This is a genomic window from Tenacibaculum pelagium (assembly GCF_014062345.1).
Classification (GTDB): domain Bacteria; phylum Bacteroidota; class Bacteroidia; order Flavobacteriales; family Flavobacteriaceae; genus Polaribacter; species Polaribacter pelagius.
This window is the reverse complement of sequence record NZ_JACGLS010000001.1, coordinates 613,789-626,304: the sequence shown is the minus strand read 5'-3', so window position 1 is coordinate 626,304 and position 12,516 is coordinate 613,789. Positions and strand designations below refer to the sequence as shown.

The window sequence follows — 12,516 nt, the reverse complement described above, 5'->3', positions numbered from 1 at the left end:
AGTTTTTCTGTTTTAATTACCAGATTTTAAAAGCTAGTTTGTCATCTTCATTGTAAATTCTTCTAAACCCTTTAGATATGTTATTTAAGGTGTTGTTAGAAATTTTTAACTCGCCAGTATAACCGTCGTTACAATTTATTTTTAATAAGACTTTTTCGATTTCTTTATCTATATTGTATTTAGCATTCGAAATTTCAATATCAATATTCTTTTTGTTTTTAAACCACTTTACTAATTTTTCTAATTCGTTTTTTGTGGTTTTTTTACTAATAATAAACTCAGCTTTTAAATCATTAATAGTACTATCGAATAAAAAACTTACGTCTTCATCGTTATTAGAATTCCATTCATTCTCTTTGTTGTTATCTTCTTCATTTTCATCACAATCTGTACATTCAAAACCTTTTGATGTCATTTTAAAATGATGATTCGCCATATCACGATCGTAAATATCTTGAGTGTTTTTAACATCATTTAAAAATCTTCGTGTTGAACCTTCAAAATAAACAGTAGTACCTTCTGGAATAAATAAAGTAGCTTTAATTTCTTCATCTTTCCACATATTCTTGTATTCACTTAAAAAGAAAGCATCGAAAACTATGGTGTTATTAGCAGATTTGAAATTGTACTTTATAGCTTCAGCATTATCGTTAGCTCTTTTTCGACCTCTACCTTCTGATGTTTTTTTGATTTCGATGTATGCATTTTCTGTTTCGCTTTTACGAACATCAATATTTACATCATTAGAATACTTCATTTCAGTATCATCAATAGCTACATTTATCGAGTTGTTTCTGTTGCGTAAATTATGGTTGTAATAAATATTATCATCATTAATAACTCTAATTTTTAGAGGTTCTTCTTTAGCATATGTAATGCTGTGTTTACTTACATTTGCTCCGTTATAGGCATGAGATGTTGCATATTCAATCCCTGAAAAACCAATAGCCAATAATGAAACTAACCAAACTCCTAACAAGGTTAAAATAGCTGTAGTACCTAGTTTTTTTACATTAGGAGATAAAATTCTTAATCCTAAAATAAATAAGACTACAAATGGTATTCCGATTAAAATAAAAAGGAAAATAGATAATAACCATTTAGGTAGTGTAGCATCGTAGAAAAAAGGTGGATAATGTACAAGATCATTATCTACATTTAAAAACTCTAAACTTCCTATAGAAAATATTCCTAATAATAAGGATACAAGTGTAATACCGGCAATAAAAATTAAAAGTACGCCCATGAATTTACCGAATACCTTAAAAACGGTTAGTAAAATTTTTCCTAAAGTATCTGCAAAATCTTGTGCTCCAGATTTAGTTTGGTTACGTAATTTCTGGTAATCTGCACTAGATATTTTATCTGATAATTCATGGGCGCCTTCCTTTACCTTTGTTGAGATATTGTCAAACTCGTTACGAATTTTTTTTTCGATGTTGTCAATATTTACAGCTTCACCTTCCATCTGTAATTTTTCTGAGGTAGTTCTCGCTTCAGGAAGTAGAATCCACATGATAATATATCCTATAACTCCAAACCCGAATCCTGCTAAAGTCAAGATTAAGAAAGCTAATCGAACCCAGATTACATCTATATTAAAATAATGACCTAATCCTGAAGCGACACCTGCTAAAAAGCGATCATCACGATCTCTAAATAATTTTTTAGCGTTATTGTTTCTGTAGCTGGTGTGTGAGCCACTACTAGCATAACCTTCTTCAGCTTCTGCATAATCTTCTGGTTGCCCCATAATAGCAATTACCTCTTCAATGTCGTTTTCGTTTATTACTTGACGAGCATCTGTAATTCTTTCCGATAATAATTCGCTAATACGAGATTCTATATCAGAAATTATTTCGTTTTTTCCCTGCGGATCATCGCTTAAAGAACGCGATATGGCGTCTAAATAACGTTTTAGTTTTTGATAAGCAATTTCATCTATATGGAAGAAGAATCCGCCTAAGTTTATATTTATTGTCTTATTCATCTTTAGTTGATTTTGTGCTTGTTACTTGGTTTACTGCGTTTACTAAATTATTCCATGTTTTGTCTAATTCTTTCAAAAACATTCCACCGTTTTCAGTTAATACATAGTATTTTCTTGGTGGTCCAGAGGTTGATTCTTCCCATCTATACGTTAACAATCCTGCGTTTTTTAAACGGGTAAGTAACGGATAAATAGTTCCTTCAACCACAATCATTTCTGCACTTTTTAATGTTGAAAGTATTTCAGAAGTGTATGCATCACCATTTTGTAAAATTGATAAGATGCAATATTCTAAAACACCTTTACGCATCTGTGCTTTTGTGTTTTCTATCTTCATGTAATGCGGTTTATAAGGTTATTTTATAAAATTAATTGTAAAAGGATATTTATATACCTCTCCTTTATTGGCTTTCATTGCTGCTATAATAATTAAGGCAATTTTTATTAGTGATACGACACTTACAAATGAGGCGATTCCTAAGAATCCGAATAAGCCATTGAATGAGTGATGTTCACCAAAATCAATATTTACACCGTTAAAAACATCAATAAAATTCCCAAAGAAAAATGAAAAGAAAGATGCGCTTAGTATAAAAATATACAATCCAAAACTGATGTTAAAGTTTACAGCTTCTTTTCCGTGATCGTCTAAAAACAAACTTCTTTCTTTTAAAGTTTGCCATAATATTAATGGTGTAATAATACTTCCTAGTGGAAATAAATATCCTGCAAATGCTGATATGTGTATTAAAAAAGCATTGGTGTTTTCGTTGTTTTGTTGCATAATAATATGAATTATATAATACTTGACTATGCAAATATATGTCTTTAAAAAGGTATTATGCAATACATAGTACTAAATTTAACACTTTTTAACATTTGTAAATTGAAGTAATTATTCAATAAAAAGCTGTAAATTGCCTGTAAATACTGAATAAATGAAGTTTACACCTCGAAAAATTAATTTTTTCACCTTATTTAAATTACCATCTGCATATTTCTGTGGAATACGGGTAAAATCGATTTCTGATGAAAAATCCTTAGTAAAAGTGAAGCATAAATGGATAAATCAAAACCCCTTTAAAAGTATGTTTTGGGCAGTTCAGGGTATGGCAGCAGAATTGTCAACAGGAATTTTGGTAATGCAAGCTATAGATAAATCTGAAAGAAAGGTTTCGATGTTGGTTACAAACATGAATGCCACCTTTACTAAAAAGGCAACAGGAGGAATTCAATTTAAATGTAATGATGGATTGGCGATAAAAGACGCAATTCAAAAATCGGTTGTAACAGGAGAAGGGCAAACAGTTTTAGTTACTTCAGAAGGAATAAATGAAGAGGGTGTTTCGGTATCTAAATTTGAGTTTGAGTGGAGTTTGAAGGTGAAATTGTAACAAAACCTTGTTAATAGAGTCCAATAATAAAAACTAATTATTATGAATGCACACGAAATAGATTATCGCATTTTTGGCGAAGAAATGCAATATGTTGAGATTGAATTAGATCCACAAGAAGGAGTAGTAGCAGAGTCAGGGAGTTTTATGATGATGAACTCAGAAATAAAAATGAATACTATTTTCGGAGATGGCTCAAATCAAGAAAAAGGTTTGTTAGGAAAAATTTTCTCAGCTGGTAAAAGAATTCTTACAGGAGAGAGTTTGTTTATGACTGTTTTTACTAATGCAGGACAAGGAAAAAAGCAAGTATCGTTTGCTTCTCCATATCCAGGGAAAATTGTGCCAATAGATTTATCTGAGTTTGGAGGGAAATTTATTTGCCAGAAAGATGCTTTTTTATGTGCGGCTAAAGGAGTGTCTATTGGAATAGAGTTTTCTAAGCGATTAGGAAGAGGTTTATTTGGCGGAGAAGGTTTTATTATGCAGAAGATGGAAGGAGATGGTATTGGTTTTATTCATGCAGGTGGTACAATGGCAAAAAAAGTGTTGCAACCAGGTGAGGTTTTAAAGGTAGATACTGGGTGTATTGTTGGTTTTACTAAAGATGTTGATTACGATATTGAATTTGTTGGTGGAATTAAGAATACTGTTTTTGGTGGGGAAGGTTTGTTTTTTGCAAAATTACAAGGTCCGGGTACTGTGTATGTACAATCGTTACCATTTAGTAGATTAGCAGGTAGAGTATTAGCTATGGCTCCACAAACAGGAGGAGGGAGTAGAGGTGAAGGAAGTGTTTTAGGTGGTTTAGGTGATATCTTGGATGGAGATAATAGATTCTAATAAATCTTATATAAAATAAAAAAAACCGCTAATCAGCGGTTTTTTTTATTTTATATAGAATGTTTTTTAAACTCCTAATTCATCAAAAATACTAATTAATCTTTCTCCTTGAGATGGAGCAGGTGCATTAGGATTTACAATATTTCCTTGAGGATCGATAATGATAAACTTAGGTAATCCTTTTATTAAGAATTTCTGAGCCCATTCTAACTCAGCTTGCTTTTTACCACTAAATAATTGGATTCCGGTCATTTCTCTATCTATAATCGTTTGTTTCCATTTATCATGTTGATTTTTATCATCAACACTAATACTTACAAACTCAATGTTTTTTCCGTGATATTCCTCTTCTAATCTTTTTAATAAAGGAATTTCTTTTTTACAGAAACCACACCATGTAGCCCATACATCAATGTATAAGTACTTTCCTTTGTTTAATAAATCATCTAATGAAGTAGTACCTCCGTTATAATTTTCAAAATCAACAAACTTTGGTGCTGGTTGTCCTTTAGCTACTGTTTTTAAAACATTATAGCTTTTAGCAATTTCTTCTTTGTGCTCTTTATTGGTAGAGTATGCTTTGAATTTATTGTAGAACTCTTTTAAGTTATCCGTATAAGTAATACTCTTAACAGCGCTCTTGTGTAATAAATCATTTTTAGCCAAAGTATCGTTAACTTCTGTTTGGATAGTTTCTAAGTAAGTAAGATAAAAATCTTCCCCGTCTTTATTTTTTTCTCTAGCAATTCTATCTAATTGCTCATTTAGCATTGTACGGTAAGAAAAAGAATTTACATAATCTTCTCCGTTACTAAAATTGAAGTTTTCAAAAGCATCAGGAAAATCTTCAGATGTTTTAAAATCATTATTTCCAGTTAAGATACTGTGAAACTTTTCGTAGTTTGAAATATTTCTTAAGTATTCATAATCTATATTTTTAACTTCAGCTTTTAAAAAGTTAGTAGGTAAATTATTAGATATTGATAATTCAGTTAAATCATCTTTGTAAGCTTCTAATTTATCTAAAAACTCTTCTTCTTCGAAAGAGAAAAACTTGTTGGCACTTGTTATGTGCTTTTTCCAGCTTTTTTGCTTTTTAAGAAAATAACTATTGATGTTAGCATTTGTTCCTTCAAAATTGATAAGCTCTGGTTTTTTATAATCGAAAACTAAACCAGTGTTTACCGTATCAGAAAGGTATAGATTTATTTGTTTTTTATTTACTTTTAAGGTGTAATATCCACCACTACCATCTATTCTAATAGTGTCTTTGAATGATCCTGTTTTTCTATCGAATTTAATTTTTTTGTCAAAATTAAAACCAGTTAAAGTAATGTCTCTTTTTTTGAAGTTGTCAATTTTACCAGATAAGATTAAATAATCTTTTACAGGCTTTTCTTTATTACATGAAACTATAGTAACTCCTATGAGGGCTAAAAGTATTAGTCTTTTCATTCTTTCAAAAATTTAAGGTGTTTAAAGCGCCGAAGTTAGCTTTTTTAGCTTTTTTATCAAAGATTTTAACAGAAAAAATGATTATTGGTGTTTTTTAAATCACAATAACTGAAATAATTAACTGATTGAGATGTTTGAATAATTAATAAAATAAGTATGAGAAGAGAATAAAAAATCCTAAGCTACTCAGCTTAGGATTTTGTTTTATTGGTCATCTATTTCTGTTCTTGTTTCTTCAGGTTTTTCTCCTTTTTCAATCTTTATGAGAAGTTTTTTAGTTTTCTCATCTAAATCCATAAAGATAGTGTCTCCTTCGTCTAGCTTAGAGTTAACGATTTCTTCAGCTAAGGCATCTTCAATATATTTCTGAATAGCTCTTTTTAAAGGTCTAGCTCCGTACTGTTTATCAAAACCTTTGTCAGCAATATAATCCTTTGCTTTTTCGCTTAAATTTAGTTTATAGCCTAAGTCAGCAATACGATTTAACAGTTTATCTAGTTCAATATCGATAATTTTATGAATGTCCTCACGTTCTAATGAATTAAAGATAATCACATCGTCAATACGATTTAAAAACTCAGGAGCAAATGACTTTTTTAAGGCACCTTCAATAATACTCTTAGCATGTGCATCTTCTTGATCTTTCTTAGAAGAAGTTCCAAAACCAACACCAGCTCCAAATTCTTTTACTTTTCGAGCACCAATGTTTGATGTCATTATAATAATAGAATTTCTAAAATCAATTTTACGACCAAGACTATCAGTAATATGTCCGTCATCTAAAATTTGCAACATCATATTAAATACATCAGGATGTGCTTTTTCAATCTCATCTAAAAGTATTACAGAGTATGGTTTTCTTCTAACTTTTTCAGTTAATTGTCCACCTTCTTCGTATCCAACATATCCTGGAGGCGCACCAATCAAACGAGAGATGGCAAACTTCTCCATATACTCACTCATGTCAATTCTGATCAAAGAATCGTCAGAGTCAAATAATTCACGAGCCAGTACTTTTGCTAATTGCGTTTTTCCAACTCCTGTTGATCCTAAAAATATAAAGGAACCAATTGGTTTGTTAGGGTCTTTTAATCCTACACGATTACGTTGAATTGCTTTAACAACTTTAGTGACAGCTTCATCTTGACCAATAACTTTTCCTTTAATTAACTTAGGAAGATCAGCTAAACGATTACTTTCAGCTTCTGCAACTCTGTTTACAGGAATTCCTGTCATCATAGAAACGACTTCAGCTACATTGTCTTCGGTAACAATTTCTCTGTGTAATTTAGAATCTTCCTCCCATTGGTTTTGAGCTGATTCTAATGCTGTTTCAATGTTTTTTTCATCATCACGAAGCTTTGCAGCCTCCTCGTATTTTTGACCGCTTACAGCTCTTGTTTTGTGTTCGCGTATTTCTTCTAATTTAGCCTCTAATTCTAAAATTTGTTGAGGTACCACAATGTTTGTTATGTGTATACGTGAGCCAGCTTCATCTAAAGCGTCAATAGCTTTGTCTGGTAAAAAACGATCCGTCATATAGCGATTCGTTAGTTTTACACATGATTCAATAGCTTCATCGGTAAAAGTAACATGGTGGTGTGCTTCGTATTTACCTTTAATATTGTGTAAGATTTGAATTGTTTCTTCTACTGTTGTTGGGTCAACAATTACTTTCTGAAAACGACGTTCTAGTGCTCCATCTTTTTCGATATTTGTTCTGTACTCATCTAGTGTTGTGGCTCCAATGCATTGAATTTCTCCTCTAGCTAAAGCTGGTTTTAACATGTTTGATGCATCTAAAGAGCCTGTTGCTCCTCCGGCACCAACTATGGTATGAATTTCATCGATAAACAAAATGATATCTTCATTCTTTTCAAGTTCATTCATTAACGCCTTCATTCTTTCTTCGAATTGTCCACGGTATTTTGTTCCAGCAACTAAACTTGCCAAATCAAGAGAAACGATGCGTTTGTCAAATAAAATTCTTGAAACTTTTCTGTTAACAATTCGTAATGCTAAACCTTCTGCGATGGCAGATTTACCAACACCTGGTTCTCCAATTAACATTGGATTGTTTTTCTTTCTTCTACTTAGAATCTGAGAAACACGTTCAATCTCTTTAATTCGTCCAACAACTGGATCTAACTTTCCTGATTCTGCTAAAGCAGTTAAATCACGACCAAAATTATCTAAAACAGGTGTCTTAGATTTTTTAGCTTGTTTTCCTTTAGGGTTTTGTTGCCCGTAAGGATTTGACTTTTCTTCAGGAAATTCACCTTCTGATGGAGTTTCAGCAGTTGGAGAATTATAGTTGTCTTCTATATGAAGTTGTTTATACAATGCTTTAGCTTGCTCATAATCTACATCATATTTTTGGAGTAACTTAGTTGTAGGGTCATTTTCATTACGCAAAATGCATAATAGTAAATGAGCAGTATCTATCGAGTCACTCTGATATAGTTTAGCTTCTAAAAACGTTGTTTTTATAGCTTTCTCTGCTTGTCTTGTAAGGTGCAAGCTCTTTTTTTCTACGCTTGCTATTGAGGGAGTTGTCGGATTTAATTTTTCTAATTTATTGCGCACCAAATCTAAATCTACATCAAAAGTAGTTAATATCTCGATGGCTTTTCCGTCTCCTTTACGTATCAAACCTAACAGTAGATGTTCAGTTCCAATAAAGTCGTGACCTAAACGTAGGGCTTCTTCTTTACTAAAAGTGATTACATCTCTAACTTGTGGTGAAAAATTATCGTCCATAAAATAAATTTGTATATGTGTAAAGTTAGTAAGTTTTTTTCTTAAAAATTACAAAAAAGATGCCAATAGTTTTTAACTGACATTCTGACGATGAAATAATGTTTAAAAAAGCATTGAAATTGTTAATAAGTAGAGGTAAAAGAGTGTGGATATTTTTTGTGTATAAATAGGTATTATAGTATCTTGCAATGTTTTAGAAAATGCGGCTTTTTTAAGCGCATTTTAAAAGTGAGTTTTATCGTGTGTAAAATTCACTTTTTTGACGAAAATGAGTACTAATATTTTAAAAAAATATATATGGCAGATGGCGAAAAGTTGATTCCTATCAACATTGAAGAGCAAATGAAATCCGCGTACATCGATTATTCGATGTCGGTAATTGTATCAAGAGCATTACCAGATGTGAGAGATGGTTTAAAACCAGTACACAGAAGGGTTTTATTTGGAATGCATGAGTTAGGTATTAAAGCTACAGGAGCATATAAAAAGTCAGCAAGAATTGTTGGAGAAGTATTAGGTAAGTATCACCCACATGGAGATACTTCGGTTTATGACTCTATGGTTCGTATGGCTCAAGATTGGAGTGTGCGTTATATGATGGTAGATGGTCAAGGTAACTTTGGTTCTGTTGATGGTGATTCTCCAGCAGCAATGCGTTATACGGAGGTTAGAATGCAGAAGATATCAGAAGATATGTTAGCTGATATAGAAAAAGATACTGTAGATCATAAATTAAACTTTGATGATACTTTACAAGAGCCAACAGTTTTACCAACTCGTATTCCTAATTTATTAGTAAACGGAGCATCTGGTATTGCAGTAGGTATGGCAACAAATATGGCGCCTCACAACTTAACAGAAGTTGTAAATGGTACTATTGCTTATATCGAAAATAGAGATATTGAGATTGATGAGTTAATGCAACACATTAAAGCACCTGATTTCCCTACTGGAGGTACGATTTATGGATACGATGGTGTGCGTGACGCTTTCCATACGGGGCGTGGACGTATTGTGATGCGTGCTAAAGCTACTATTGAAGAAGTTAAGGGACGTGAATGTATTATCGTAACTGAAATTCCTTATCAGGTTAACAAAGCAGAAATGATTAAGAAAACTGCAGAGTTAGTAAATGATAAAAAGTTAGAAGGGATTGCGAATATTCGTGATGAGTCCGATAGAAAAGGAATGCGTATTGTATACGTTTTAAAGCGTGACGCTATTCCTAATATTGTTTTAAATAAGTTATTTAAGTATACACAGCTTCAAACGTCTTTTAGTGTAAATAATATTGCATTAGTAAATGGACGTCCAGAGCAATTAAACTTAAAGCAATTAATTCACTATTTCGTTGAGCATAGACATGAAGTTGTTGTTCGTAGAACAGAATTTGAATTAAAGAAAGCAGAAGCGAGAGCGCATATTTTAGAAGGGCTAATTATTGCATCAGATAATATTGATGAAGTAATTGCAATTATCCGTGGTTCAAATAATGCAGATGAGGCAAGAGAGAAATTAATTGAGCGTTTTGAATTAACTGAAATTCAAGCAAAAGCGATCGTTGAAATGCGTTTACGTCAGTTAACAGGATTAGAGCAAGATAAGTTACGTGCTGAGTTTGATGAGATAATGAAAACGATTGCTGATTTAAAAGATATTTTATCTAACGAATCAAGGCGTTATCAAATTATTACTGATGAGTTAATTCATATTAGAGATAGATATGGTGATGAGCGCCGTTCTGATATTGAATATGCAGGTGGAGATATGAGAATCGAAGATATGATTCCAAATCATAAAGTAGTAGTTACTATTTCTCATGCAGGATATGTAAAACGTACTAATTTAGATGAATATAAAGTTCAGAATAGAGGAGGACGTGGTCAAAAAGGAGCAACTACTCGTAACGAAGATTTCTTAGAGCATTTATTTATTGGTACAAACCACCAATATATGATGTTCTTTACACAAAAAGGAAAAGTATTTTGGATGCGTGTATATGAAATTCCAGAAGGAGGTAAGAATACGAAAGGTAGAGCAATGCAAAACTTAATCAATATCGAACCAGATGATAAAGTAAAAGCATTCTTAGTTACTCAAGATTTAAAAGACGAAGATTATATCAATAGTCATTATGTAATCATGGCTACTAAAAAAGGTCAGGTTAAAAAAACTTCTTTAGAACAATATTCTCGTCCAAGAACAAACGGAATTAACGCGATTACTATCAAAGAAGGGGATGAGCTTTTAGAGGCAAAATTAACTACTGGAGATAGCCAAGTGATGCTAGCATTAAAGTCTGGTAAATCTATTCGTTTTGAAGAAGCTAAAACTCGTCCTATGGGTAGAACTGCATCAGGAGTTAGAGGTATTACTCTTTCACATGACAAGGACGAAGTAGTTGGTATGGTTGCTGTTAATGATATGGATAGCAATATTTTAGTGGTGTCTGAGAAAGGATATGGTAAGCGTTCTAAATTAGAAGATTATCGTGTAACGAACCGTGGAGGAAAAGGGGTTAAGACTTTAAATATTTCAGAAAAAACAGGAAAGTTAGTAGCTATTAAAAATGTTGACGATTCAAATGATTTAATGATTATAAATAAATCAGGATTAACAATTCGTATGGCAGTTGAAGATTTGCGTGTAATGGGACGTGCTACACAAGGTGTTCGATTGATTAATATTAAGGATAGCGATAGTATTGCTGCTGTAGCAAAAGTAATGCATGAAGAAGAAGAAAATGAAAATGGCACGGAAATTGAAAATGGTACTAACGAAAATCAAGAACAACAATAAATAAAAATCATACTAAAAATGAAAAAACAAATATTAGCTCTTTCATTAGGATTTGTGTCATTAGGATTAATGGCTCAAAAATCGGAATTAAAAACAGCAGAAAAAGCAATAAAGAAGCAAGATTTTACTTCAGCTATTAACACTTTAAATTCTGTTGAAGGTGCTGTGATGATGGGTGATGATAAATACAAATCAAAATTTTACTTTTTAAAAGGAAAAGCTTTATCAGCTAAAAAAGACTATAAGAATGCAGCGGAAGCTTTGAATGCTTTATTGGCAATGAAAGAAAAGAAGTATTCAGGAGAGGCTGCTCCTATTTTGAATCAAATGATACAAGAAGTGTCAAATAAAGCAGTTGATTTATATAATAATAAAAAAGATTATAAAAATGCTGCTGATAACTTTTATTTGACATATATGTTAAGTCCTAAGGATACCTCTTTTGCATATAATGCTGCTATTGCTGCAACTCAAGCAAAAGAGTATGATGCTGCAATCAAATATTATAAAGAATTAAGAAGAATTGGTTATACAGGTGTTGAAACTCAATATGTGGCAACGAATAAAGCTACAGGTAAGGTTGAGAATCTTGGGTCAAAACAACAACGAGATTTAATGGTTAAAACTGGTAATTATTTAAAGCCTGAAACTAAATCATCAGAATCTAAGACAGCTACAATTGTTAAGAATATAGCTTTAATATTAAAAGAGCAGGGAAAAACTGATGAAGCTATTGCTGCTTTAGCTGAAGCAAGAAAAGCGAATCCTAAAGATTTAAATCTATTATTAAATGAAGCTGATATGTATATTAAGCTTGAGAAAATGGATAAATTTGGTGAGTTAATGAGTGAAGCAATCGCATTAGATCCAGAGAATCCTACTTTATACTATAATTTAGGAGTGGTTAACTTTAATCAAGGGAGAATGGAGGATGCTAAAAAATATTATCAAAAAGCAACTGAATTAAAACCAGATTATGGAGATGCTTATATGAATTTAGCAGTGGTTGTTTTAGATAAGGATAAAGCAATTGTAGAGGAAATGAATAAGAATTTATCTAACTTTAAAAAGTATGATGAATTGGCTTTAAAGCAAAAAGAAGTTTATAAAGAAGCTTTACCATTTTTAGAAAAAGCAGATGGTTTAAATAGGAATATTGATACTGTTAAAACTTTAATGAATCTATATGAAGTTTTAGAAATGGAAGATAAAGCTAAAGAATATAGAGATTTGTATAAGTCGATGAAATAGTCTTTAGTTTAGTTATAAAAAAAC

9 protein-coding genes are annotated in these 12,516 nt (G+C 31.7%); 4 read left to right on the top strand and 5 right to left on the bottom strand.

The genetic code is table 11. The annotated features are described in order from the left end of the window. Nucleotides 1-16: 16 nt before the first annotated feature. The 3 genes from H3Z83_RS02910 to H3Z83_RS02900 are packed head-to-tail and all read right to left on the bottom strand — an operon-like array spanning nt 17 to nt 2,774. Nucleotides 17-1,990 carry a PspC domain-containing protein gene (locus H3Z83_RS02910; protein ID WP_182123974.1) on the bottom strand — a complete coding sequence of 658 codons (1,974 nt, stop codon included), beginning with the start codon at nt 1,988-1,990 and terminating at the stop codon, nt 17-19. Next, nucleotides 1,983-2,327, bottom strand: coding sequence for a PadR family transcriptional regulator (locus H3Z83_RS02905; RefSeq protein ID WP_182123973.1), 345 nt, complete (start codon nt 2,325-2,327; stop codon nt 1,983-1,985). The genes H3Z83_RS02910 and H3Z83_RS02905 overlap by 8 nt, the downstream gene beginning before the upstream one ends. An 18-nt stretch (nt 2,328-2,345) precedes the next feature. After that, on the bottom strand, nt 2,346-2,774 hold the full coding sequence (locus H3Z83_RS02900) for a DUF4870 domain-containing protein (protein WP_182123972.1): 429 nt from the start codon (nt 2,772-2,774) through the stop codon (nt 2,346-2,348). Nucleotides 2,775-2,928: 154 nt separating this feature from the next. Between H3Z83_RS02900 and H3Z83_RS02895 the strand changes: the two genes are divergently transcribed. Then, a complete protein-coding gene (locus H3Z83_RS02895; RefSeq protein ID WP_182123971.1) occupies nt 2,929-3,384 on the top strand; it encodes a DUF4442 domain-containing protein in 456 nt (151 codons plus the stop codon). A 42-nt stretch (nt 3,385-3,426) separates the two neighbouring features. After that, nucleotides 3,427-4,227: a TIGR00266 family protein gene (locus tag H3Z83_RS02890; protein ID WP_182123970.1), complete on the top strand. Its 801-nt coding sequence runs from the start codon at nt 3,427-3,429 to the stop codon at nt 4,225-4,227. A gap of 66 nt (nt 4,228-4,293) precedes the next feature. Here H3Z83_RS02890 and H3Z83_RS02885 read toward each other — a convergent pair whose 3' ends face one another. Together H3Z83_RS02885 and H3Z83_RS02880 are read right to left on the bottom strand one after the other, a co-directional pair. Then, a complete protein-coding gene (locus H3Z83_RS02885; RefSeq protein ID WP_182123969.1) occupies nt 4,294-5,682 on the bottom strand; it encodes a TlpA family protein disulfide reductase in 1,389 nt (462 codons plus the stop codon). A gap of 204 nt (nt 5,683-5,886) precedes the next feature. Continuing rightward, nucleotides 5,887-8,442, bottom strand: coding sequence for an ATP-dependent Clp protease ATP-binding subunit (locus tag H3Z83_RS02880; RefSeq protein WP_182123968.1), 2,556 nt, complete (start codon nt 8,440-8,442; stop codon nt 5,887-5,889). A gap of 297 nt (nt 8,443-8,739) precedes the next feature. On the opposite strand from H3Z83_RS02880, the gene gyrA reads away from it, so the two are divergent. After that, nucleotides 8,740-11,241 carry a DNA gyrase subunit A gene (gene gyrA, locus H3Z83_RS02875; protein ID WP_182123967.1) on the top strand — a complete coding sequence of 834 codons (2,502 nt, stop codon included), beginning with the start codon at nt 8,740-8,742 and terminating at the stop codon, nt 11,239-11,241. A gap of 18 nt (nt 11,242-11,259) precedes the next feature. Then, nucleotides 11,260-12,492: a tetratricopeptide repeat protein gene (locus tag H3Z83_RS02870; protein ID WP_182123966.1), complete on the top strand. Its 1,233-nt coding sequence runs from the start codon at nt 11,260-11,262 to the stop codon at nt 12,490-12,492. Nucleotides 12,493-12,516: the final 24 nt, after the last annotated feature.

What these genes read in the sequence shown, in the direction of transcription:
- H3Z83_RS02910 (WP_182123974.1), bottom strand. Translation starts at nt 1,990, where the DNA reads ATGAATAAGACAATAAATATAAACTTAGGCGGATTCTTCTTCCATATA.
- H3Z83_RS02895 (WP_182123971.1), top strand. Translation starts at nt 2,929, where the DNA reads ATGAAGTTTACACCTCGAAAAATTAATTTTTTCACCTTATTTAAATTA.
- H3Z83_RS02870 (WP_182123966.1), top strand. Translation starts at nt 11,260, where the DNA reads ATGAAAAAACAAATATTAGCTCTTTCATTAGGATTTGTGTCATTAGGA.
- H3Z83_RS02905 (WP_182123973.1), bottom strand. Translation starts at nt 2,327, where the DNA reads ATGAAGATAGAAAACACAAAAGCACAGATGCGTAAAGGTGTTTTAGAA.
- H3Z83_RS02880 (WP_182123968.1), bottom strand. Translation starts at nt 8,442, where the DNA reads ATGGACGATAATTTTTCACCACAAGTTAGAGATGTAATCACTTTTAGT.
- H3Z83_RS02890 (WP_182123970.1), top strand. Translation starts at nt 3,427, where the DNA reads ATGAATGCACACGAAATAGATTATCGCATTTTTGGCGAAGAAATGCAA.
- H3Z83_RS02900 (WP_182123972.1), bottom strand. Translation starts at nt 2,774, where the DNA reads ATGCAACAAAACAACGAAAACACCAATGCTTTTTTAATACACATATCA.
- H3Z83_RS02885 (WP_182123969.1), bottom strand. Translation starts at nt 5,682, where the DNA reads ATGAAAAGACTAATACTTTTAGCCCTCATAGGAGTTACTATAGTTTCA.
- gyrA (WP_182123967.1), top strand. Translation starts at nt 8,740, where the DNA reads ATGGCAGATGGCGAAAAGTTGATTCCTATCAACATTGAAGAGCAAATG.